The 23520-nt window shown below is 53.6% G+C and carries 18 protein-coding genes; 12 read left to right on the forward strand and 6 right to left on the reverse strand.

Annotated elements, in window-relative coordinates:
- Positions 1–18: 18 nt before the first annotated feature.
- Complete coding sequence (locus KW849_RS13385) at positions 19–498, reverse strand: hypothetical protein (protein WP_218429820.1); 480 nt, start codon at positions 496–498, stop codon at positions 19–21.
- Between the two features lie 179 nt (positions 499–677).
- On the opposite strand from KW849_RS13385, the gene dsr1 reads away from it, so the two are divergent.
- From dsr1 to KW849_RS13410, 5 genes are all read left to right on the forward strand, one after another.
- Positions 678–4457 carry an anti-phage defense-associated sirtuin Dsr1 gene (gene dsr1, locus KW849_RS13390; protein ID WP_218429821.1) on the forward strand — a complete coding sequence of 1260 codons (3780 nt, stop codon included), beginning with the start codon at positions 678–680 and terminating at the stop codon, positions 4455–4457.
- Positions 4458–4815: 358 nt separating this feature from the next.
- Positions 4816–5607, forward strand: a complete 792-nt coding sequence (locus KW849_RS13395; RefSeq protein ID WP_218429822.1) for a tetratricopeptide repeat protein — start codon at positions 4816–4818, stop codon at positions 5605–5607.
- 165 nt (positions 5608–5772) lie between these two features.
- Entirely contained in the window at positions 5773–6294 is a 522-nt protein-coding gene (locus tag KW849_RS13400; RefSeq protein ID WP_218429823.1) for a hypothetical protein, read from the forward strand.
- A gap of 159 nt (positions 6295–6453) precedes the next feature.
- Positions 6454–6816 (forward strand): hypothetical protein, encoded by a 363-nt coding sequence (locus KW849_RS13405; RefSeq protein WP_218429824.1) that lies wholly within the window; start codon positions 6454–6456, stop codon positions 6814–6816.
- Positions 6817–7013: 197 nt separating this feature from the next.
- Positions 7014–7607 (forward strand): GNAT family N-acetyltransferase, encoded by a 594-nt coding sequence (locus tag KW849_RS13410; RefSeq protein ID WP_218429825.1) that lies wholly within the window; start codon positions 7014–7016, stop codon positions 7605–7607.
- Between the two features lie 496 nt (positions 7608–8103).
- On the opposite strand, the gene KW849_RS13415 is transcribed toward KW849_RS13410, so the two are convergent.
- A complete protein-coding gene (locus tag KW849_RS13415) occupies positions 8104–9537 on the reverse strand; it encodes a Shedu immune nuclease family protein (protein WP_218429826.1) in 1434 nt (477 codons plus the stop codon).
- A 27-nt stretch (positions 9538–9564) separates the two neighbouring features.
- Positions 9565–10002 (reverse strand): hypothetical protein, encoded by a 438-nt coding sequence (locus tag KW849_RS13420; protein WP_218429827.1) that lies wholly within the window; start codon positions 10000–10002, stop codon positions 9565–9567.
- A gap of 251 nt (positions 10003–10253) precedes the next feature.
- Between KW849_RS13420 and KW849_RS13425 the strand changes: the two genes are divergently transcribed.
- From KW849_RS13425 to KW849_RS13445, 5 genes are all read left to right on the forward strand, one after another.
- On the forward strand, positions 10254–10706 hold the full coding sequence (locus KW849_RS13425) for a hypothetical protein (protein ID WP_218429828.1): 453 nt from the start codon (positions 10254–10256) through the stop codon (positions 10704–10706).
- 99 nt (positions 10707–10805) lie between these two features.
- Positions 10806–11246, forward strand: a complete 441-nt coding sequence (locus KW849_RS13430) for a hypothetical protein (RefSeq protein WP_218429829.1) — start codon at positions 10806–10808, stop codon at positions 11244–11246.
- 153 nt (positions 11247–11399) lie between these two features.
- The gene (locus tag KW849_RS13435; RefSeq protein ID WP_218429830.1) at positions 11400–14096 is read left to right on the forward strand and encodes a tandem-95 repeat protein; all 2697 of its coding nucleotides are present in this window, start codon (positions 11400–11402) and stop codon (positions 14094–14096) included.
- 344 nt (positions 14097–14440) lie between these two features.
- Positions 14441–14983 carry a hypothetical protein gene (locus KW849_RS13440; RefSeq protein WP_218429831.1) on the forward strand — a complete coding sequence of 181 codons (543 nt, stop codon included), beginning with the start codon at positions 14441–14443 and terminating at the stop codon, positions 14981–14983.
- 740 nt (positions 14984–15723) lie between these two features.
- Positions 15724–16815, forward strand: a complete 1092-nt coding sequence (locus KW849_RS13445) for a hypothetical protein (protein WP_218429832.1) — start codon at positions 15724–15726, stop codon at positions 16813–16815.
- 104 nt (positions 16816–16919) lie between these two features.
- Here KW849_RS13445 and KW849_RS13450 read toward each other — a convergent pair whose 3' ends face one another.
- Positions 16920–17864 carry a hypothetical protein gene (locus KW849_RS13450; RefSeq protein WP_218429833.1) on the reverse strand — a complete coding sequence of 315 codons (945 nt, stop codon included), beginning with the start codon at positions 17862–17864 and terminating at the stop codon, positions 16920–16922.
- A gap of 838 nt (positions 17865–18702) precedes the next feature.
- On the opposite strand from KW849_RS13450, the gene KW849_RS13455 reads away from it, so the two are divergent.
- Entirely contained in the window at positions 18703–20856 is a 2154-nt protein-coding gene (locus tag KW849_RS13455; protein WP_218429834.1) for an ATP-binding domain-containing protein, read from the forward strand.
- On the forward strand, positions 20849–21550 hold the full coding sequence (locus KW849_RS13460) for a DUF2290 domain-containing protein (RefSeq protein ID WP_218429835.1): 702 nt from the start codon (positions 20849–20851) through the stop codon (positions 21548–21550). The genes KW849_RS13455 and KW849_RS13460 overlap by 8 nt, the downstream gene beginning before the upstream one ends.
- Here KW849_RS13460 and KW849_RS13465 read toward each other — a convergent pair.
- Together KW849_RS13465 and KW849_RS13470 are read right to left on the reverse strand one after the other, a co-directional pair.
- On the reverse strand, positions 21538–22419 hold the full coding sequence (locus tag KW849_RS13465) for a Fic family protein (RefSeq protein ID WP_218429836.1): 882 nt from the start codon (positions 22417–22419) through the stop codon (positions 21538–21540). The two genes, KW849_RS13460 and KW849_RS13465, sit on opposite strands and share 13 nt — an antisense overlap.
- On the reverse strand, positions 22416–22625 hold the full coding sequence (locus KW849_RS13470) for a hypothetical protein (protein WP_143519873.1): 210 nt from the start codon (positions 22623–22625) through the stop codon (positions 22416–22418). Before KW849_RS13470 ends, KW849_RS13465 begins: the two co-directional genes overlap by 4 nt.
- Between the last annotated feature and the right edge of the window lie 895 nt (positions 22626–23520).

The following is a 23520-nucleotide window of genomic DNA, read 5'->3' on the forward strand; positions in this document are numbered from 1 at the left end:
CGTCGGCAAACCTTCCGCTCAGACCTCGAACAGCCGTAGATATTGCTGGGAAGCCTGACCCGAAACGCCGTCCACGATTTCGGTAGGGGAGGCTGAGAGGGCTCGGGCTGCGACCTTCTGGGAGGCAATGTTCGAGTTCGGCACAATGGCCTCGACGAAAAGTTTGAGCACTTTGCCCCGCGTTTCGTGCTGGAGCTGGGCCAGGCTCTTTTCGACTACAGCGTGCGCGTTGCCTTGCTGTCGGTAGGGCTCGGCAACCGCGTAGCCGACGTCAAAATAGGGAATGTTACCCACGGACTTTTCCAGGAAGTACACAGCGACGGCCTTGACTACCTTCCCTTCCATCAGGGCGTAGGTGGATCGCGGGGTGCCCTCTGCGTCGTCGTGTAGAACGATCAGGTCGGGGTACAGTGGGCTGAGGTCTGGCTGGATAAAACCAGCCGTTAGAGCCTCCTGGAAGCCGAGCAAACTTTGAAGCGGGTCTTGAGTTTGGGACATTGCGTTTCTCTTTGAGGGCGCCGTTGTGGGCGAGGGTCATTTTGCCATGGGCGTACGGTTTGCCCGGCATTTTTGAGCAGAATCGAATAATCTCAGCAGCGGGAAGGACGCCCATCTGACTTATTGGCCACCTCTGCCTGACCTCAACCATTCCCCGTCCCCTTATCGAGACCCGCTGAATGCCGCAATTCGTCCAAAATGGCCCCACCATCCCCGAACGCTTGCTGCAGGCGCACGAGGAGGGGCGCGTGGTGTTCTTCTGCGGCGCTGGCATCTCCTACCCCGCACGCTTGCCGGGATTCGGGGGGTTAGTGGACAAGCTGTACCGCATACTGGCGTCGGTCCCGAGCGCGGTGCAGCAAGCGGCAATCAAGTCCCAGCAGTACGACACTGCCGTGGGGCTGCTTGAGGCGGACGTCGGGCGCGAGAGAGTTCGGCGGACCATGGCTGACATTCTCAACCCAGACCTGTCCTCGCCCAAGGCCACTGCAACCCACCAGGCACTGTTGAACCTGGGCAGGACTCGCGATGGGCGCATGCGGTTGATCACTACCAACTTTGACCGGTTGTTCGAAGAGGTGATAGCCACGGCGCCCTATCCGGTCCACCCCTTTCAAGCACCACTGTTGCCCGTGCCAAAAAATCGCTGGGACGGGCTGGTGTATCTTCATGGCCTGCTGAGCGAAGCTCCCACTGCAAGTGAGCTGGATCGCCTGGTGATTTCCAGCGGTGATTTTGGCCTGGCCTACCTCACTGAACGGTGGGCGGCACGCTTCGTCAGCGAGCTGTTTCGCAATTACACCGTCTGTTTCGTTGGATATAGCATCGCTGATCCAGTGCTTCGGTACATGATGGACGCACTGGCCGCTGATCGTCTGCTTGGCGAGTCACCGCCGGAGATGTACGCCTTCGGCAGTTTCGCTAAGGGCAAGGAGGAAATTCGCTCCAACGAGTGGAAGGCCAAAAACGTCACACCGATCCTCTACATGGAACACAACCGTCATGCCTACCTGCACAAGACCCTGCAGGCATGGGCGGCAACCTACCGCGACGGTGTACGCGGCAAGGAACGCATCGTCGTTGAAAGCGCGATTGCTCGCCCTCTGGCAGGCACTGCACAAGACGACTTCGTCAGCCGGCTACTCTGGGCAATGAGTGATCTTAACGGCCTGCCAGCCAAGCGTTTTGCCGAACTTGAACCGGTGCCTTCGCTGGATTGGCTGGAGCCGTTAAGCCAAACGCGCTTCGGCCATACCGACCTGGGCCGGTACGGTGTTCCACCAAAGGCCGGAGTCGATGGAGACCTCGCCTTCAGTTTGTTGTCCAGGCCTTCGCCATATCCGCTGGCCCCTCACATGACGGTCGCAGACTCAGGTCCTCGCAGCAGCGAGTGGGACAACGTGATGAGGCAGCTGGCGCGTTGGCTACTCCGTCACCTCAATGATCCAAAACTGGTGCTCTGGCTCGTCAATCGCGGTGGCCGCTTGCACGACGAACTGGCGCTGTGGGTTGAGAATCGCTTGGAGGAGTTGGCCAAGCTGGAGCGCGAGGGAAACACGGGCGAGTTGGACCGCATTCGTGCTGGTGCTCCCAACGCAATTCCCGGTCCCTGGATGGTTACCCTCTGGCGGTTATTGCTCCGTGGGCGGGGCAAGTCCTGGATCCGCGAACTAGACCTATACCGTTGGCGAGATCGGTTTAATCACGATGGGCTCACCAACGCCCTGCGCCTGGAACTGAGGGGTTTGCTGACCCCACGCGTTTCGTTGCGTGAACCGTATCGCTTGAGAGTCGACGAGGATGAAGAGCATGAGCCAGGGCGCCTCAAGGATTTGGTTGAATGGGAGATTGTGCTGTCGACGGAGCACGTCCATTCCAACCTGAAGGATCTGTCCAGTGACGAACGCTGGAAAGCAGCACTTCCTGGGCTACTCACCGATTTCACGGGCCTGTTGCGAGACGCCCTCGATCAGATGCGAGAGCTGGGAGGCGCTGATGACAGGAGTGACCACACCTATACGCAGCAACCATCAATCGATGTACATCCACAGAACAACGAGTACAACGACTGGACGGCGCTCATCGATTTGACGCGGGATGCCTGGCTGGCCACGGCCGCGGTTTCCCCGGAGCGTGCAGCCCTCGAGGCGGAGATCTGGTGGACCGCCCCGTATCCTATCTTCAAGCGCCTGGCTTTTTTTGCTGCAACGAAAGGTGATGTCATAGGCAACCGCCGAGCGCTTGACTGGCTGTTAGCGGATGAACACTGGTGGCTTTGGACATTGGAAACTGAGCGTGAGTCCACACGTTTGCTGGTTGCCCTGGTGGAGAAAGGCGATCCTGCGATGGTTCTGGAGCTTGAGCAAGCCATCCTCGGCGGTCCGCCTATCACGATGTTCGATGGCGACACCGAACCTGAGCGGCTAACTCGTATCCTGGACCGGGACGTTTGGCTACGGCTGGCAAAGGTCGCCGGCGCCGGTGCCACGTTGAGCCCGGTGGGGCAGCAGCGCCTGGATGCGCTCAGCCAACAGTATCCAGACTGGGCTTTGGAAGAAGATCAGAGCGACGAGTTTCCTTACTGGACGGGAAGTGGCGATGAATGGCGAAAGTTTACTGCCACGCCACGCCGACGCCGTGAACTGATCGAGTGGTTAAAGCAGCATCAAGAGAATGACTACTTTCAACAGGACGATTGGAGGGAGCGTTGCCGCGAAAATTTTGCCACCACGGCCTGCGCTTTGTGGGTACTGGCGCAAGAGGGTGTTTGGCCGGCTGGTCGTTGGCGCGAGGCGCTACAGGCATGGTCAGAGGGCAAGCTTGTCTCCCTTGCGTGGCGATACATGGCGCCCGTTCTGGCTGGGGCACCGGATGATGCCCTGGAACCGCTTACCCACGCTGTGAGCTACTGGCTGAGTACCATCGCTAAAACCTTTGTGGGCCACGAGGAGAATTTTTTCCTACTCGCGCGTCGCGTCCTGGAGCTGCACAGCCGCGATGGTATTGACTTGGACGACCCCGTGGGGCGTGCCATCAATCATCCGGTGGGGCAAGTCACTGAGGCGCTACTCGGTTGGTGGTATCGGCAGTCACTGCAGGATGCGCAAGGGTTGCCTATAGAGCTTAAACCCACGTTTACAGAGCTTTGCGACGGGAGCGTCGAAAAGTATCGTCATGGACGTGTCTTGCTCGCGGCCCATGTAATTGCACTGTTCCGGGTTGACCGTGAATGGGCAGTGGAGCATCTGCTACCACACTTCGAATGGCCGGTCTCGGAGCATGAGGCGGGCGCGGTTTGGGAAGGTTTTTTGTGGTCGCCCCGCCTATATAGCCCTTTGATGGAGGTGCTGAAACCCGCGTTTCTGGACACGGCCCGCCACTTTGCTGCATTGGGCAAGCACGGCGGGCAATACGCCTCCCTTTTGACCTTTGCCGCGTTGGACCCAGCTGACACGTTCACGTCCTCCGAGCTTGCCGGTGCCATCCGAGCACTGCCTGCAGAGGGGTTGCAGTACGCGGCAAATGCACTGGTGAATGCTCTGGAAGGGGCGGGTGATCAGCGTGCTGACTACTGGGCGAACCGCGTGGCCCCCTATATCAACAACCTTTGGCCCAAGAGCCGGGACCTCATGTCGCCGGCGATTGCAAACGTGATGTCACGGTTGTGTGTCGCGGCAGACGATGCATTCCCTGAGGCTTTGGAGATGCTTCGTGCGTGGCTACAACCATTGGCCCATCCTGACACCGTGGTGCGTATGCTCAAAAGGTCCGGGCTCTGCGCGAAATTCCCTGAACAGGCCCTGGATTTTCTGAGCCAGGTGGTTGGAGAGCACACCCTATGGCCGCCTAGCGAGCTTTCCACGTGTCTGGGCGAAATTCGGGCCGCAGCGCCAGAGTTGGAGGCGGATCACCGCTACGACGGGTTGCAGATATACCTACGCATTCGCGGGCGGGGATGACAAAGGCGAAGGACGATGGCAGCCAGGCAGCACCGCTGGATTGAAGATGCGGACAGAGTGAACTAGGCGGCACTAACAGACCAAGGAGAAGGGCATGGGGTGGTTTGATACTTTGAAGAGCTTGCTGTCTGGAAACGGGGCGGATGACGTTCGCCCGAGTTCGCCGATCAGGGCAACTGATGCGACATCTGCCCCTGCCTCAGCGGTAGACACTGCAGCTGTGCCAACGCGTGTGGCCGTCGAAACCGACTCACCCGTTAAGGACAAGCACATATTTCGGCTTGGCGAATACGTTGGTCTCCATTCACGCTCGCCGAACGGTCGATGGGTGTTGTCCTGGTCGGACTCTGCCCCATCCATGGGCATCGGTGGCCATCGCGAGAGTGGCAACGGATCCTACCTGCTGCATGACGCTGAGGCCGGACAGGTCGTTGTCCGTGGCGAAATGCCTCGCCCAAATGGTGGGCATGTCGCCGACAGTGGGCATTTCAGCCTGGAGGACTGGCACTTTGGGTCCGGGCTGTCCGGTACGTTCAGTGTGTTCGAGCACAACGGCCAGCTCGTGGTCGCCAAGGATGTGACGGCAAACATCATGAAGAGTGAGATCTCGAGCAATGGCCTGTTCGCGCTCTTCCAGACTGCAAATGGCCCCACCGACGACGCCCGTAAGTTGTTCCTCATCGATGTCAGTAAAAGGGAGATTCTTTACTCCGTTGATCCGCTCGCCGGATGGCCTGAGCGGTATTCGATTGATGAAGAAACCGCAGAAGTAATTGCCCATCTCACAGACCTCGGCTCATTTCGATACGACAGCCAAGGGGCCTTTATCGATGCGGAGAAGCTTGCTCAAGCCAAGCTCGTGTCGCCCCGATACGAGTTTGCTATCCCTGCTGCCGAGGTGCTGCTGAAGTCGCCCGATTTGACTGCAGAGACGGCTCGGCAGGCGCTAGACATCGTCGAGCGGGCCCGTAAACACGGTGCCGATCAGGTGGATTTTTGGAAGGCCAAGTCCTTGAAGCTGCAGGGCCTGGCGCATGAGGCCCTCGGTGAATTGCGAGAGGCCGTCAAAGCCTTCGATGAAGCATTGGCACTGGACCCAAAGATTGGCGTAAAGCGGAAGCGGGACTCTCTGGCCAAGAAAATCGGGTGAGCACCGCCCGATTGAGCTGGTCCTTCCTGGATCAGGCTTAAATCGAACAACGCTGCGATCTGGGGCTTGCATGTTCGAGTGGAGTGGGAGAATTGCTCACATCAAGTTGGGATTCGGCGCGACGCCGTTACCCCGGCTTGAAAGCCCCCGCCGAACGGAAAAATCATGCCCCCTGAATCGCGTCCTCAAGTTACCGTCAAAACCGTTACCACCGAGAATGGAGACATGAGCCATTGCTTGGTTGTGGTGGGCAACGCCACGTTCGAAGCACACTTCAATCAAAGCAGTACGGCGCTGAGAGATATGGTTCTGGACGCGACCGACGTTTCCCTTGCTGTTGAAGAGGTGATGGTTGTCACTCGCGCTTCGCGCTCCCAGATGGAGCGTGAGGCAGAACGGCTTAAGCAGGTCCTGTTGGGTATGCCTCGCGGTACTGTGGCCACTCTCAAAGACGGCCTGTACTTCTGGATCGATGGTCGCGAAAACCTGCTATGGGTGGAATGGGACGAACCTGGCTGCTCTGACGCCAAGGAAGTCACTCCGGGGTTTATCACGTGCATTGGCGAAATCGACACTGAAGAACTGTTCGCTGTCGCAGACGCGATTCGCACCTGGTTGCAAGCCCCCTCATCTATCCATGTTGATAAAGCCTGGCTCGAGGTTGCCGAATCCAACTACCAAGGATAGAAGCCCGCGGCACCACTCAGCACGCCGCGTACGCGGAGTAACTGCAGCCATTCCGGCACCTGGATTTCATAAACCACTCAAGCCCGGCTTTGCTGGGCCGAAGCAGTGGAAGGGCCGACCGTTCGCGCCCGGGTAAAACGATAAACCGAAGGTATTCTTATGAAGAAAATTTTTGCAGCGGCCTTGATGTTGACTGCCAGTTACGCTCAGGCAGGTATCCCAACTGGCATGCCAGCTAATGCGACTGCGATGACCCCGCGTGACAATTGCTTCCAGCGTTTGCGTGGCCATATGGACTCGTCCGCGAAGGAGAGTGGCTATCAGGTAACGGCGATGACTGAAGGCTACGGTGCCGAAATCGAGAATGGCGATTTCAAGTGCACGGCGAAATTTGAGTTGAAGGCAGCTGACGGCGTTAGCAAGAGTTCGCCATGGTTTCAGTACGTGCTTTTTGCGAACGGCCGGCAGGCTGAAAGCAAGTCAACGGCGGATGCAGTGCGAGAAGGCTTAAAAGGGCTGTGAAGTCAGAATACAGCACCACCACAGCCTCGCAGGTTGCGGGGCCTTGGCGGCACCAGGGTGGTTGTTTATGCGCCTTTGAGAGCCTGGCGGCCTCCGGTTCCAGTGCAACGAGAAAATCCATCGCTACCCTCAGCCCGCCAGTGCGGGCTACAGTAGAGGACGCCCATTTTGTCCTCATAAACTGACAGGGAATTTCTATGACGCAGCTGCCAGAGGCACCCCAGGACATCGTTGAGACCTTTCTTCCGACGATATTGGAAAATGATGCGAAAGGAATATTGTCTGATTTATTGGGGCAGCCCGGGCTCGCGATGCACTTCATGGGGTTCTCAGAAGCCCAGACAATGCAGGCGATCCGCCATGTGGTTGGTATCCTTGAAGAGTGTTATCGCGCAGGCCACCTAAAGATTGCTGTCAGTCATGAAGACGGACGTCTTTACGGCTATGCCATGTTTTTCGTGCACCCAGAGCCAACCATGTCTCGGTATCTGCACAAAATCTTCGTGTTCAAACCCTACAGAGGCCATGGCCTTGGCAGTCAGTTGCTGAGAGGCGTACTGGACTATTCGCAAGGCACCAGCCTGCTGTGCAGTCACGATCTGATTCCGTTCTACGAGCGTGCTGGCATGGAGTTCAAGGGCAGCTTCGCGCCCCCGAGCGCACAGCAAGGCTTTGCCCTCACAAGGGACATGTACGCTGATCTCGCCATAATGGGGAGCCCGGGGACCGAAGGGGCATCGCCGGTTTTCATGCTGAACGACGACGACATCAAGCAGCTTCTTATCATCTGACCCTTGAGTAAAAGACCGCAACACCAGGGGAAACGTCAGTGGAAAAGGAGACCCATGCACACACGTTGGCTTTTGTTCCTCGCGCTCGTGGTAGGGCACTTAACCCTGGTTTCAGCCCCGCCTGAGAATCTGGCTCCCCCTATCGCAGGCTCAGTGTATTTGCCACTCATGCTCTTCAGCGCGATGGGGTTACCCGTGTTTGCCATCGCAGATGGAGGTGGTTGGCAGGCTCCATCAATGCTAGGTTGGGCCGTTGTCGCTTTCGTCTGGCTGGCAATCTGGTGGGGGACCGCTTCTCTCCTCTCTCTCTGTTGGACGAGAGCAAAGACTAGAGCCAATCAAAAGTGAAGAATGCGTCCTGTGCATTGAGCCGGCTCAGGTGCCGGCCTAGCGCTTCACCATCACGGCGCAAGCAATCGTTCCGTGCACCTAGGAGAGGAGCTCCGGCAAGCCCGGGTGGCCCAGCGGGTCCGGCATCACCGGACGGGATCCTGGGTCAGAACAGGTCTGGTTCAGGCTTCGGAGCCAGTTGCTTCTCTAGGAACTCAAGCTTCGCTAGAAGTTCGTCAAAGGTGACTATGTCCACGTCCTTGCACGCATTTCGGAACACCTCAAAGCTGCGCAGTTTGGCGGGATCTGTGGGCATGCGGCCAGCAACGACCACGCATTTGATGACATCGGCATCGGACTGGCGCAGGGTCGGGTTGTCGTTTGAATGAGTCATCCAGCGTTTCCGAAGCTCGCTCTGCTGAAACAGCACTTGAGTCACAGCACCAGAAAGTTTCGAGTTCGGACCAAATACTTCCTGCCCGCGGTAAGCCACGCCCTGTAGCAGTTCTGTCTCCGGCGTTTTGATTTCAACAATGGCAAGTGCTTGACCATATTCCTTGAACAGGAAGTCGCCGATCTGAGCACCAGCACCGGTCAAGGTAGACCCCTTTGCATGGAATTGCGTATGAGTTAGCTCGACCGGACGCGCAAAGGCCATACTCAGGACGAATTTGTTCTGCTCAAAGAACGTCTGCCAGTGCGGTTCGGTGAGATTACTGGCGAGCTTCGCCTTGAATGCCTCGATCATCTTTACGAGTGTCACCCGCTCAATCTCGGCATGCAGAATCATCAGCTCCTGGGGAGCCTCCGTTACTAGCGAACTGAGCTGATTTCGCACGACCTGCACATTGGTTCGACGCTCAGCACGCTCCCGGGCAGTAGCCTGCTTCGTACCCTCGCGTCGAACCTCGACCAAGGTCTGGTTCGTCGGCACGACTCTGCGGAATCGCTCGGGATCAAGCCTTGTGAGCACTTCATTGTGCACGATGCCTTGCTTTGTTTGACTAATCAGGTTACGGCCGTTCCTCGTGACCCGATTGAAGGCGCGGCGCAGGTTGTCGACCTCCTGAACGCTAATCGAAACCACGCCGTTTTTGGCGTGCATTTCCGGGTGCTGGCTGATCACGAGGACTTCGGCGTGCTGAATACGCGATAGGCCTTGCCACACCAGGTCAAGGTCCCTGTGCAGACCGAGGCCGTTGCTTGCAGGATCAAAGAGGCGCCATGGTAACCGCGAGTCAATCCACGACGCGGCAGCATCAGCGTCATTCGGCAACGCTGCGCCGAACTCATCGACGTAGATGACCGTGGTGAAACGCCCGTTCTTGGGCTTCAGGTAGCGCTGTGCGTACGGGTTTGTATGGATCGGCCGCATGATGATGCTGTTTGGAAGGATGGTCGCCAGCAGCGGCCAGTCTTCCTCAGGCATAGCATGCCAAATTCGATCCTGAGCATTGGCAAGCCTGTACGTTCGCAGGTAGAGCTTTCGTGCAAGCTCTGTTCCTTCGGTCGTTGCTTCCAGGTGGAAGCTCGCTTCCTGCACGTCGTCATCACTAAATGACTGCGGTGCAACCGCAGCTCCACCCACCCCATTTGCCATCTGCCCCCCCTTCGTTGGAGTCAATACCTATGGCTGGCGAATATAACCGATTAGACGGATAGCCAGGCGATGCGCAGTATTGGCGTCGAAGTCCATGTAGAGGACATCGGTGAAGTCGGGTCGGCTGATTTCGAGACGTACTCCCTCGCGGTAAGGCTCTCCATCGGTGTTGGGGATGATCCGGGTAACCAGACCACTTTCTTGGTCCACGCGATTCGTGGATGCGCCGGCCCGTTCCTGATAGGGGATAACCCCGTTGCTGGTGGGTACCAGCTTGAGAAGGTCGGTGCCGAGGGCCTGGGCCTCTTCAGCGCTCAAGGAAAGAGCGGTGCTCTCGCGAAAAGAATCTTCGTAGGCCAGGGTCGCATCATTCGCCCCCATGATGAGCGTCAGTTGCGAGCGCTCATCAGCGTCGCGACTCCAGCTGAGGTACGTCGAGACTTTAGCATCGGTGAGAACTTGCATGTCACGCTCCTGTTGGGGGGAATTCATTAGGCCGAAGGTCTCACGGCCCTGAGCATGTGCAAGTTTGCTAAGGCAGGGATTGTAGGGGGAGGCAGCCTGCGTGGGTGCAGTGTCCGAACCCAAAACTGGGATGAACTGGACCCGCTCTGCACCACGGCCCGTGAGACGCTTGCCCTATCAGGCTGACATGGTCAGGAACAATTCCCGAACCGAGTGCGGCGAACTCCAAGGTCCCTTCCCAGAGAAGCAAGATGACAGGATTGAAAACACTAGAACGACGGGTGATCAGCTGGTTGCTGTCAGATGATACCGGCGCATCGAGTACCTCGATCTGCGCCCACATGCTCGGTGAACCCTGCGAGGGCTATGCCCCGTCCGATTGCTCAGATCTTGGTCGCTGCCTGCGCTTGCTGGACCAGGTACCGGATTGGGCGCCGCGGCTCCATGAAATGGCCGCGTATGGGCCTGACTGGAAAGGCCTGCTTGAGCGATGGGATCAGATCGTCCACCTGTACCACAACGAGGGTGGGGTCCCCTACAGCGAGCGTCCCCGTTCCCCCGAGACCTACAGGGCCATGAAGTTGGCCATTGCCGAAGGCTACCGCAATGACCCCAGCTACGAATGCAGTTTCGGCGGCGATGGCACGCTCATGTGGTCTCGAAAAATCGCGAGTGAAACAGAAGAGGAAGACCAGGAGGACTGATGTCGGCCCGACCTGTTTCCCTTTGGATTTCGCTTCTCCAGAGGCATTCCATTTCAAGCAAGTGGATCTGCTCAGGTGCCGTTTTTACGAGATGGTTTTATGACAAAAAATATATTGGCCTTGCCATTAATCATATTCCCTTTGGTAGTTGGGGGTGTGATTGCGTACTCCCAGTTTTATATAAAAACGATTGAAGATGTTGATCTTGATCGTCTGGAAGCGGGGCAACACCTTGCTATTAAAAATAAAGTAGGGACAGTGGATTACAATGCAACTATTTACGTCAAAGCTCCCAATCCAGCAGATGGGCAAATGAATGTAGTTGAGTTAAATGGTGTGGTAGAAGGGCTTGGATCAAACAGCGGGGGGCAGGCTGTTGATTTTGTTTCTACCGACAAAGACTGTGTTGGGACCAATTTTCAGCTCATTTACTGGAAGTCATTCGCAGATTTTATAATTCAGCCTGGTGGGATTCCCAGCACATGCCATATGCATGGTTATCTAAAAGATAATCGCGTTCTAACCCGGGTGGATCAATAAACATGGCTTCATTTGAACGCAATGAAAGCCAGAGCAATCCCATTGACCACCGCGATGGGGGAATCACTGACGTTATAAATCCAGGAGCGGCGCCTTCATCACTTTCATGAACGTCTGAAAATCCTTAACCGAAACTATCCATTGGTTCGCCTTATGATCAAATACCTTTTAAATGCATCGAAACCGCTGGGCATACTTTCTGTTTTAGGATTACTGGCGCTTTCAACACTGAGTGGTCAGGTGGCAGCTGGTCAGCCACCAGTAAGCACCCAGGGAAATCCAGTAACCATTCAGTTGGGAAGGTATGAGAATTGGGTTCCGCCTATTTCTGGACTCTTTCGTGATCCCGATGGGACGGCGATGCAAGATACAGCGGCAATTTTAGCTGGGCCAACATATGGTAGGGTTACAGCCTTGTCAGGTGTGATCTATTACATTCCACCGTTTGGCTTTACGGGCGCAGACTCCTTTGTTGTTCAAGCCTATGATTCGACTGGCGATGCCTCTGTGCCAGTTACTTATAATATCAATGTTAATGGTTCATTGAACCCGGCCGGCCATCCGGTCACGAGTAATACCTATATTTATACGGTAAAAGGCCAGCAAGGATGGGGGGGGGCTATATGTTCAAATATCCCTGGCACCCCTGTTGCTTCCATTTATTCTCAGCCTTCAGCTGGTTACGCAAGTTATTGGGCAAATTTGTTAGTTTATACGGCTAACGATTCATTCGTCGGTACCACGGAATTTACTTATGCCTGTACGAGGGAGGACTACCCGTTCCTAGTGTCTACTAATTTGGGACATGTTAGTGTCTATGTCGGCGCTCAGGCAGCGATAAATACTCAAGAAGACACCCCCAGTGCCGTGGACCTTGGATCCTACCCCGGGATCACGTACCAGATTATTGAACAGCCTGCTAATGGCAGTGCCTATGTAAGCGGTAGCTCCATAGTCTTCACTCCGAATGCGAACTGGAATGGGTCTACGTCAGTAAAATACAACGCGAATTACGCTGGTGGTGGTGCTTCGATGACATACTCCATCCCAGTTTCTGTTTCACCGGTCAATGATGCGCCCGTGGCTGATGCGAAAGTCATGACCTTGAATGAAGATAGCTCCGGTAGCGTGCAGTTGAGTGGTTCCGATTTCGATTCCCCAGCGCCGACGGTTTTTCAAATCGTAAGCGCGCCTCCAGCCACTCAAGGAAGTGTGAGTATTGCGGGGAACGTGCTCACGTTTACTGGTTTCAAAGATTGGAACGGAGTAACCAGTCTCACCTACAGGGCCCAGGACAATCAGGGGGCTTGGTCGTTACCGGTCACGGTGCAAGTCACCGTTAACCCGGTGAATGACGCCCCCGTGGCTGATGCAAAAGCCCTGACACTGAATGAAAATACCTCCGGGACCGTTCAGCTGAGTGCTACCGACGTAGATTCCCCGGCGCCGACGGTCTTTCAAATCGTTAGCGCGCCTCCAGCCACTCAGGGAAGTGTGAGCCTGGTAGGGAGCACTCTCACCTTCACGGGGTTTAACGATTGGAACGGAGTCACCAGCCTCACCTACAGGGCCCAGGACAATCAGGGCGCCTGGTCGTTGCCGGTCACGGTGCAAGTCACCGTTAATCCGGTGAATGACGCCCCCGTGGCTGATGCGAAAGTCATGACCTTGAATGAAGATAGCTCCGGCAGCGTGCAACTGAGTGCTACCGATATCGATTCTCCGGCGCCGACGGTCTTTCAAATCGTAAGCGCACCTCCCGCCACTCAAGGAAGTGTGAGTATTGCGGGGAATGTGCTCACGTTTACAGGTTTCAAAGATTGGAACGGAGTGACCAGTCTCACCTACAGGGCCCAGGACAATCAGGGTGCTTGGTCGTTACCGGTCACGGTGCAAGTCACAGTAAACCCGGTGAATGACGCCCCCGTGGCTGATGCGAAAGCCCTGACCCTGAATGAAGATAGCTCCGGGACCGTACAGCTGAGTGGTACCGACGTAGATTCCCCGGTACCAACGGTTTTTCAAATCGTGAGCGCGCCTCCCGCCACTCATGGCAGTGTGAGCCTGGTAGGGAGCACACTCACCTTCACGGGGTTTAAGGATTGGAACGGCGTGACCAGCCTCACCTACAGGGCTCAGGACAATCAGGGCGCTTGGTCGTTACCCGTAACGGTGCAAGTCACAGTAAACCCGGTGAATGACGCCCCCGTGGCTGATGCGAAAGCCTTGACCCTGAATGAAGATAGCTCCGGGACCGTACAGCTGAGTGGTACCGATATCGATTCACCGGCGCCAACGGTCTTTCAAATCGTGAGCGCACCTCCCGCCACTCAAGGCAGTGTGAGCCTGGTAGGGAGCTCTCTCACCTTCACGGGGTTTAAGGATTGGAACGGAACTGCCAGTCTCACCTACAGGGTCCAGGACAACCAGGGCGCTTGGTCGTTACCGGTCACGGTGCAAATCACAGTAAACCCGGTGAATGACGCCCCCGTGGCTGCTGCGAAAGCCCTGACCTTGAATGAAGATAGCTCCGGCAGCGTGCAACTGAGTGCTACCGATATCGATTCTCCGGCGCCGACGGTTTTTCAAATCGTAAGCGTACCACCCGCCACTCAGGGAAGTGTGAGCCTGGTTGGGAGCACTCTCACTTTCACGGGGTTTAAGGATTGGAACGGCGTGACCAGCCTCACCTACAGGGCCCAGGACAATCAGGGGGCTTGGTCGTTACCTGTAACGGTGCAAGTCACCGTTAACCCAGTGAATGATGCCCCTGTGCTCAGATCTCCTCTGAAGATTGATGCGAGGGAAAGTCGGCCAGTAACGGTCAAAGGTGTCGTAAGCCAGCAATGACGCCAGACAACCCGCTGTCATGCTCTGACAGCGGGTTTTTTATGGATTGGGTATCGAGCAGTGGTTCTTAGCCGAGCTAGATCCTGACAGGCTGTCAGGTGAAAGAGGGGGTTGGATGAACGCTATAAATTTGATGGGATGTCCTGCTTGCCGCCAATCACCACCAGGTTATACTGCCCCTCAGCCAACAGGCACCATCCAAAAGTTTCTTTCAGATCGAGTGTTCGATCTGAATGAATGGCAGTTCTACTGCCGCCACCAGCTGCAATGCAGCACATCAAAAACCCTCGCGGGATGCCGTCCCGCGTGGGGTAGCTCCGCGAGTATTGCTCAGGAGCTATACCATGCTTTCCAAAGACCAGAAATTCACCACTATCCAGGGTGACGTTGAACTGACAGCCGAAATTAGCCCGTGCGTCTTCATGTACAAGGACTACGGCTTGCAGCTGACAGTCAAATTGCCCAATGGCGGTAACACGATCGTCGGTCGAAAGGATATTCCGATCGAGACCGCTACCGAGCAGGACTGCCAGGCCCTGCTGGAGACCGTTAAGGTTGTGGCCTGCAAGACCTGCCAAAAGCCTGCGTTCGATCCGTCGACCTGTCGTACCAATCGCGACGGCGAGTGCGAGGCCTGTTTCATGGCCAAGCTCAATGCCGAGTTCGAGAAGGACATGAAGAAGGCTGACGCCAAGCTCAAACGTGATGACGCCAAGTTCAAAGCTCGTGGCTACACGCATCGGGTTCAAGCTTGGATTCATCCGCCGAGTGGTTCGGACTATGAACTCATGATGTGGATGATCAATCCAACACCGGATCTGATCACTGCTGAATTGAAGAAGAAGAAAAGTGCCGATCCGACTGACTACAAGTTGATCGAGCTGTAGCAATACCCAAAGGCCATTCCCATCTCGGGGGTGGCCTTTTTTTTATTGGGGGTTGCATCTCCTGGATGTCGTGGAGAATCTAAATCAAAGAGGCACTGCAGGAGCACAAGCTCACCTGGTGCCGAACAGTTTCTAGACGACCAAATAGTGGCCACTACTCAGTGTGGCGACGTAGAAATACGTCCGCGGCGATCAGATACACCGCCGTGGGGGTCCGCAGAAGGTGCCCCGAATTCTAGGGATGAGAGAATCCGCAAAACAGCTGCAGGTAAGATGGACTTGAGGTTCGTTCCACTCAGTAGTTGCGCAGCAATGGGCAGCGAACGGCACGGGCAAACCACCTCCACCCTCGCTGAGGGTCCGCTGCGGGAACGTAGCGTCTCGGAAACGGGAGAGTCCAGGCAAGCCCGACCGCCCCTCCAGTCAATGGGGCAATGATTTGATAAAGAAGCCCGGCCATTGTGCCGGGCTTTTTCGTTATCGCCGGTATCCTCGGTATGGAGGGGATCCAGAAAGGCTGCACTAACCATATTGCCTCCGGCATCCCTCGGCGGGTGCGCAGGTCTCTCTGGTTTTGAGCGTCGGTATAGCGAGAAGTAGCACAGCGGCCTTCGTAGCTGGCGGAAGAGGGTGGGGAGGGCATGGCAAACGAGGCAAGACCTTCTACGCTCACAAATGAATTGGGAAGCTTATAGAATTTTCCATATTTCATAGGGCAGCAGCATTGGTAGGAGCTAGGGATGAAAAGTTTTCTCGCATTAATTGCGGCTTCGATATTTATCCAAAATGCAATAGCTGATGATGAGTGTAACGCGGCATTGGAGATGCAAAAAACAAGCGAAATAAGTAATTATGAATCCGACTTGGCATATCTGAATCTTGTCACTGAAGAGAATTATGAAAAGGCAAAGCAAAATGCCAGCGCGTCGGTTGTGGACGTGTTCAGTGGGTCAGCCTCAAACTTCAAAGAGAACCGCCGAAAGTATTTCGAAAAGAATAAGTATAATTTAAGCGTTCGTGATTCTAGAGAGATTTATCGCTCTTATTTAAACGAAACACAGTTAGATGCATGGACGAAGTGCATGCGAAAGGCAGAGCAACCTATAGTCCGATATATTCGTAATGGAGATGGTATCTCAAAAGTCGAAATTGAATGGAATCCGCGGGAAGCCCTTGGAAGTCTTTACATTGACCAGCCATTCGTACTAACCAACGCTACTACATCTCCAAATACCTCAGAACTTGATGAGATGTTTGGAACTATTACTTTTAATATTATTCCCAAGGATGAGTTTGCTAGCGTTAGTGGTGCGCTCAATGGTCATACTGGTAAAAAGTCTTGGCTGGCGAAGCTTTTAGGATACGATGACGGGCATAGGAATCGCTCTGCATATGTTTATGTTCCAGGAAAACCTAGATCGATGGAGGTGGCTGGAGATGGAATAGGTCCTAAAAAGTATGTAGTTCCTATCGAGCCGGGTACTGTATATCAATCATGGGCATATTGGAGAGGTAAAGGTTGGCCGGAAACTCCGAAAACTCAAGATCAGAAAGATGCAATTCGCGAAGGTTTTACATGTTTAGCTACTCCACCTAATATGACGTACATCGGTGTTGGTGATTTAAAGTCCGCTCGAATGATTTTTAGAAAGGCTAAATGTGTAGCGCCTGGTAAAGGCTTTTGCGATGCGGGAGACGAAAGTTGTTTCGACCTGTTGGTGACGAAAAGTTGCTTCGTTAGCACCGATTGGTACGAATGGTATAAGTGGACGGCAAAAAGAAACAATATTCCCTTCACTAATGAAGGCGCGTGCCAATTACCCGTGATCTAGGTTTTAGCAAACCGACGATCGTATAGGGGGGGCAAATCTTGGGCAAATGCCTATATTGCTTGCCCCCCCGTGTGGTTGCATCGCCCAGGGGTACCTTGATGCGCTTAAAAGTCCATCAGGTACTGCCCGTTATCACAACGCGGCGCTGATCGGTTTTGTCCTCTAGAGGCTTGCAGGGGGCTACCTGCCGATGCGAATAGGCCGGTCAGCTTAGCGACCAGCGCATCCGGGTTGTTGAGGATCTCCCGGAGTCCGTGTCGGTGCAGCTGGTTTCCGATACGCAGCATGCGGTCCCAGGCAGAGTGGCCTCCTTTCTTGAAGGAGACAACCCCGTAGCGCAGCAGGTAGTGCAGGGCCTGCGACGGGTAGACGTCCTGGTGGGGGCCGTAGTACTCGAGTGCCCGGTCCAGCTCGAAGGCGTAAAAGAGCTCCACACCCTCGTCGTCCAGGTCGAACTCGTTCGTCTCATTGACGTTCGTGTAGTAGATGCCCTTTTTCTGCAGGGTACCCTGACAGGACAGTTCATCGTTTACCGAGCGCAGACCTTCAAACATGCCATTGAATTCTTTATCGGCGAACGGCACCTCGATGGATCGGGAAATATCCAGATCCGACCGTTGAAACACAGTGTACTCAGCAGGAAGAGGGTAGCGTTTGCCGTCTTCGAAAATGGCTTTGTACTCGGAAAGGGCGGTGAAAGGTCGCTGGTACGAGTACCGCGACCAGTACAGATCAATGGCCAATACTTCCTTCATGCCCAGAAGCTGGAACCGCGCCGGCTGCCGATTGCGCTGGGACCACTCAGCCTCATCCGCGTCGATGGTTAATGCGAAGCGCAGGAGCTCCAGACACAGCTCAGGGGAGTAGGCGTTGGCGGCGATCTTGATATACCCGTTCTCAGGGTTGATCGTTCGAGCCAGCCAGTTCCGGCCTTTTGGATCGTAGTGGCGGGCCTTGAGGTAGTTGCGATAGTCGTTAAGTGGCTTCATCCACTCGTGGCGACCGTCCTCCTGACTCAGCATGTTTTCCATGCTTTTGTCGGTACTCACACGCAAACACCCCCAGCTTAGCCGACTCAGACTATGTTGACTTGCTGAATAGTCAACAGTGGCATCGAGGGGGGCGCCCACTCCATCTAAACCGTTTGCGCAGGGATCTCCGCCACCCAATGGTTTCTGTGCGAAATTGCACTCCGTATGACCACCTGATTGCATCGGATTTGACCAGCACGCTTAGTAACCATAATTGGAAGAGAGCTGCGCATTGCTGCCGTTGGCGACAGGCAGCAATCGGCCGATTGTGTTGAAAAAGTCGATACTTCCAGACTGGCCGCGTACCGACTGATGAAAATGCCTTTTTTGCGCGCAGCTACGCGAAATCTGAGCCCGGAATCCTCTGCACAAAGTAAAGATTTCAATCTCAAGCGCTTACTTTCCTGCCGTGGAAACCATGGCCGACTTTTTCAACAGAATCGGCCAAAAGCGGTCAGTCGTGGCCGTCAGCTTTTGGCCGATTGTGTTGAAAAAGTCGGTCTGCCCAAACTGCCTGGTCATTGACAGGCGAGAACGCCTTTTTTGCACGCTGCTACGTGAAATCCGAGTCCGGAAGCCTCTGCTAAAAGTAAAGATTTCAATCTCAAGCGCGTACTTTTCTGATGCGCAAACCATGGACGACTTTTTCAACAGAATCGGCCAATTGCAGACCTAAATGCAGATGGAATACCTAGGATCATTCACCTCCCTCATAAGGCCGACTGTGATCCAAAGCAGGCGAAAATAAAAGGGTTTCTCACACCCATCTAATCTAGACATGGAGGTTCGAAGCTATTATCTTTCCAGACAAAGTAAAAATCATTATTTAAGACCTAGGTCGGCGAGCAAAGAAGAAATGGATATCGACATCCTTGTAACAAGTGATCGAATTAATAACGACCCTCTCGCCAGAGAATTCATTTCATATGTTAAAGGTGCCCATCAAGAACTTGGACTTGAGGAGGCAGTGCTTTACTACGACTTTCCTAGCTACTCTGACTACGAAACTGTCACGCATAAACCTGACGCATTACTACTAAGCCGATCGCATGGCGTTATTGCACTTCGTTTTGTTAGCGCGTCGCAGGCGGAAAGGCTACCAACTCCAAAAATTGGTGAGATCGGTGAGTCTCTTAACCAATTTTGCAGCATCTTGATTGGCCGACTATTAAAAAGCAAAACGCTACGACGAACACGCTCCTCGCTTGACGTAGAGATTACACCGGTGATCTTCTGCGACTCAGAAATAGCTGACCGAATCTTTGAGGGTGGAGAGTGCGATGTAATAAACTCTAATACAGCTCTCCGCACCCTTCTCGAAAACCTTCAAAGCGAAGAATTACTCAGTCCTGAGCAAATGCATGAGGCTCGATCCGTCATTGAGGGTGCAAAAGCACTTACGCGTAGCGGAAATCGAGTTATTGAAAATCCTGAGCAACACAAGGAAGCCTTTGCTCTATCCAATTTGGAAGCTGAAATCGCCAACTTCGACCAAAAACAAAGGAGAGCGGCTCTCGTTACAATTAATGGGCCTCAACGAATTCGAGGTCTAGCAGGCTCAGGAAAGACTGTAATATTGGCCATGAAAGCTGCGCATCTGCACATGACCAAGCCCAATGAAACTATTCTCGTTACATTCTTTACAAAAAGTTTGCGCTCGCCCATTCAGAACATGATTACAAAGTTTTTTAGGCATTACACTGAAGTTGATCCTGACTGGACTAAAATTAACATTCTTCATGGCTGGGGTGGTTCAAACGCGAACGGTGCATATTCAGACGCTAGCCGTCGCGCAGGAAGAATCCCAATGAACTATAGCGCGGCGAGGAGTGCTGCTCCTGCAGGAGTGGATCCGTTCCAATATGCCTGTGCTGATCTGGTTGCTACTGGATCCGTACAAGCATATTACGATCACGTGCTAATTGATGAAGGCCAAGATTTTCCTGCTGCATTTTATCAACTTTGCTTCCTGCTAACTAAAGGTACCCGAGACAAAAAAAGCATAGTTTGGGCATATGATGAACTGCAGAACATTCTAAATGTAAAAATGCCGTCTGCAGAAGAACTTTTTGGTTTTGACGAAAATCATGAGCCGTGTATTTCTCTTGATAGAGCTGCTGCGGGCCTACCTCCGGGAGCCGTCAATGACACAGTGCTTAGTAAATGCTACAGAAACCAAAGAGAGGTTTTAACCACCGCACACGCAATGGGCTTTGGCATTTATTCCGATATAGTCCAACTTCTTGAAAGTCCTGATCATTGGCGCGACGTTGGGTATATCGTACAAGCTGACACTTTTGAAACAGGCAAGCAGGTTGAAATTTTGAGACCTGAAGGAAATAGTCCAGTATCCCTGCAGGGAGAAGGCTTGCCTGACTTGATTAAATATCACTCAGCCAATGATTTTGAAGAAGAAATAGATTGGGTTGTTAAGGACGCATGTTCTTTTCTACAAGGTGGTCTATCACCAGAGGACATCATTGTCATTGCCTTGGATGACAGAAACGCTCGTAATTACTTTAAGCGATTGTCCGCGAGCTTTTCCATGGCTGGGATCGCAACAAACAACATCCATGCTGACCCTTATTCAGAACCGCCCTTCTCTATTTCTGACAAGATCACTCTTTCAACAGTGTACCGGGCAAAGGGTAATGAAGCGGCGGTTGTTTACGTAGTCGGGGTTGATGCTATATGGCTTCGTCAGAGGAGTGAGCGTAATAAATTGTTCGTTGCTTTCACCCGAACCAAAGCCTGGCTTCGCGTTTCTGGGTGTAAAGGATCGACAATTGCCATCGGTAATGAAATCGATTCGGCAGCGGCTGACTTCCCTTATCTGCGCTTTAAGATGCCAGATCTTTCTCAGATGAACCTGATTCAACGTGATATGAGTGAGAAGACACTCAGAGCTAAGAAACTCCGGCAAGAATTTATAGAACGTCTGCGTGACGAAGGGTTTACAGATAACGAAATCGATGACTTTTTGGTCGTGCAGGAAGTCAAAGATGAATAAGGAAGAGGTGAGAACCGGTATTTCCCAAGTATGGCGAGTAGCGGAAAGTCTGGGTATTGCTGAGATATATTCAAACCCAATTCCATTACCTGTCAATGAAGAGTTTCGTGACTTAATATTGTCTGACTCTGCAAATTACATTGATGTTTACAACAAGGCGCTTGGATTATCGCACTACAATATTCTGCTGTCTGATTATTCATTCTTTCAGTTTAGCATTGAAGGCGATAGCAATGTGCGCTATGCATTTTACCCCAATCCTTATTCTTCTAATTCTAACGAATATGCTGATTGGTTTCGAACCCGTCACGAGATGGTGGAAGCCGGTTTATTGACACATGAGGAGTTTCTGTCTCTTTTGGCGGATAAGGTTGGCATCGGTTCCGTGCCTTTGCTTAGGTATGAAAATGCTCCGGCGCAGCGAACAAAACTTCATCACCCGTGCTCACATTTTCACATTGGATTCCATTCTGAGAATCGATGGGCGGTGAGGAGGGTACTCACTCCAGCAGCATTTGCGTTACTGGTATTTAAGCAATACTACGGCTCCAACTGGCGTGCTGTGGGTGATGACGAACATGATGAAATCGAAAATTCCTTCGACAGAATTTTGGTATCTGAAAAAGCTCGCAGCTATCTCGTTTCCGACTTGTTGTTCGATCCCGTGGAGGAACGTGCGTTTTATTTTGGGTAATCGAGAAAGTCTCTCGGAAATCCAGACTTGGGCACATATTGATAGAGAGCGTGCTCACCGGAGGGCGGGACAATAAAATGCCGCTCAGGATGAATCGCCCCTGATTTCCTAGACGCATCATGGCAGCTTCTGGCCGTTTTCTGTCTGTCACTGAACGTTGAAAACGCCCCGAAGCTGACAATGGCTATATCCCCAGAGTGATTCTCGTGCGAAACGACCAAGGCGTTATAGAGATTAATCCTGAGGCTTATCTGCGGGGGGGGGGGTTGCGTACTGAGTTGCTCGGTGATTAGCCGGACTAACAGATCATGCAGCGGGCTTAGATCCAGCTTTCCTGTAGGGAGGGACGCATCAACACGCTGTAGTGCATCGACGTATTCATCTCGGTTGCGACAAATCAGCTCAGGAAGGATCGTAGTCCCTGGTAGCCAGCTTCCGGACTTCACACACAACACGAAATAGCAGGCAGCCCTAGCTGTTCGACCGTTGCCATTGATAAACGGGTGAATGTGGTTTAGTCGCCAAAGCACGTATGCCGTTAGCGTCACTGGGTCGGATTGCTCCCAGCTCCTGTTCACTATATTCACAAAATCGTCCATGAGCGCCTCGACACGGTAGTGCTCGGGGGGCATATGATTGCCTACGACGACTTGGCAAGGACGGTACTCGCCTGCATTTGTATGCAGGCAAGTAATGGCATGAAAATTCAATGCCTTGATGATGTGGTTCGACAGAAACGCCCGGTCCACAGCCAATGCTGCACCCACTATAGACCGCAAAAAGTCGTACTGCCGATTGCCATTGGAGACTTCCAGTTCTTGGTAGACTGGATTTTGCTCGGTGTTTCCGCATAGCTCGAAGAGGATCAACGTTTCGCCCCTTCGACTCCTTCCTGCTCAAAGATCAGCTTGCGAACCTGTTCGCGGGTTATGCCGTTCTTCGAGCCAACAGACCCGTAAACGAACGATACACGCTGTTCCAATACTTCTTCGGCCGTCTGCTTATGTTGCGCAGCCCCTTTGAGCGCAAGCAACAGATCTGGGCTCGTATTCAAGTCCAAGAAATTCTTTGCCACGTTGACCTCCTTTGCGCTGGTTGACCTATTCATTCGACACCGGTGCACGCCTGATGTCGTCTTTATTTATCGATCCCGCTGACAAATAGCGCAAGAAAATTTACGTTCCCGGCGCCAGACACCGACGCGGGGGCCGATAGGCTATGCAGCAGATTGTAGCCTGTTCTCACGCTTTGCCTCTGTGCGTTTTAGTACCTACTGTCGATCTGTAACGCCGATGAGAACCGCCAAGGGCCTGCATCGCTCCGACCACGCGCAGCCCTTTGCAGACAATATGGGGGCAGGCTTTAGCCGGGTCGACGCGACCCATTCGTCCCTCGTCTGTCCACGGTCTGCTTTTGGCCGATTGTGTTGAAAAAGTCGACCATGGTTTGCGCATCCGAAAAGTACGCGTCCGAGATTGAAATCTTTACTTTTGGCAGAGGCTTCCGGACTCGGATTTCACGTAGCAGCGTGCGAAAAAGGCGTTTTCACGAGTAAATGATCAGGCAGTTTGGGTAGACCGACTTTTTCAACAGAATCGGCCGTTTTTTGCCCCTCGCGATGGGCAGTTTTGGGTCGTTCTCTGCCGGTCGTCACTACGGCGTGTGCTGGTCAAGTCGAGTGCAAACGGTTTGTCGGCACGGATGCAATCGACTGGTCGGTGCCGATGCAATCAGGTGGTCAAGTCCATGCAATTACGCACTATGTCGACGCCGACGCCCCATTTGGCGCTTGACGATACAGCCATGCACCAGAGGTGATTTGACTGTAGGACAAACGATTTCGTACTGAGATTCAGGTCATGAAGTCACACCTTTACGGCGCTACTATTGGTCACTCGGAAGGGGCGAAGTATCAGGTTTGAGAAACCAAGATTCTCAAACCTGACCGCGTGTTTGGTGCTCAGAGGCTC

This window comes from Pseudomonas sp. PDM26, from assembly GCF_019219185.1.
Taxonomy (GTDB): domain Bacteria; phylum Pseudomonadota; class Gammaproteobacteria; order Pseudomonadales; family Pseudomonadaceae; genus Aquipseudomonas.

Excerpts from the sequence above, each read along its gene's own strand:
- KW849_RS13445 (WP_218429832.1), top strand. The coding sequence starts at position 15,724 with ATGAAAAGTTTTCTCGCATTAATTGCGGCTTCGATATTTATCCAAAAT.
- dsr1 (WP_218429821.1), top strand. The coding sequence starts at position 678 with ATGCCGCAATTCGTCCAAAATGGCCCCACCATCCCCGAACGCTTGCTG.
- KW849_RS13385 (WP_218429820.1), bottom strand. The coding sequence starts at position 498 with ATGTCCCAAACTCAAGACCCGCTTCAAAGTTTGCTCGGCTTCCAGGAG.
- KW849_RS13405 (WP_218429824.1), top strand. The coding sequence starts at position 6,454 with ATGAAGAAAATTTTTGCAGCGGCCTTGATGTTGACTGCCAGTTACGCT.
- KW849_RS13455 (WP_218429834.1), top strand. The coding sequence starts at position 18,703 with ATGGATATCGACATCCTTGTAACAAGTGATCGAATTAATAACGACCCT.
- KW849_RS13435 (WP_218429830.1), top strand. The coding sequence starts at position 11,400 with ATGATCAAATACCTTTTAAATGCATCGAAACCGCTGGGCATACTTTCT.
- KW849_RS13410 (WP_218429825.1), top strand. The coding sequence starts at position 7,014 with ATGACGCAGCTGCCAGAGGCACCCCAGGACATCGTTGAGACCTTTCTT.
- KW849_RS13460 (WP_218429835.1), top strand. The coding sequence starts at position 20,849 with ATGAATAAGGAAGAGGTGAGAACCGGTATTTCCCAAGTATGGCGAGTA.
- KW849_RS13425 (WP_218429828.1), top strand. The coding sequence starts at position 10,254 with ATGACAGGATTGAAAACACTAGAACGACGGGTGATCAGCTGGTTGCTG.
- KW849_RS13430 (WP_218429829.1), top strand. The coding sequence starts at position 10,806 with ATGACAAAAAATATATTGGCCTTGCCATTAATCATATTCCCTTTGGTA.
- KW849_RS13415 (WP_218429826.1), bottom strand. The coding sequence starts at position 9,537 with ATGGCAAATGGGGTGGGTGGAGCTGCGGTTGCACCGCAGTCATTTAGT.
- KW849_RS13440 (WP_218429831.1), top strand. The coding sequence starts at position 14,441 with ATGCTTTCCAAAGACCAGAAATTCACCACTATCCAGGGTGACGTTGAA.
- KW849_RS13420 (WP_218429827.1), bottom strand. The coding sequence starts at position 10,002 with ATGCAAGTTCTCACCGATGCTAAAGTCTCGACGTACCTCAGCTGGAGT.
- KW849_RS13395 (WP_218429822.1), top strand. The coding sequence starts at position 4,816 with ATGGGCATCGGTGGCCATCGCGAGAGTGGCAACGGATCCTACCTGCTG.
- KW849_RS13400 (WP_218429823.1), top strand. The coding sequence starts at position 5,773 with ATGCCCCCTGAATCGCGTCCTCAAGTTACCGTCAAAACCGTTACCACC.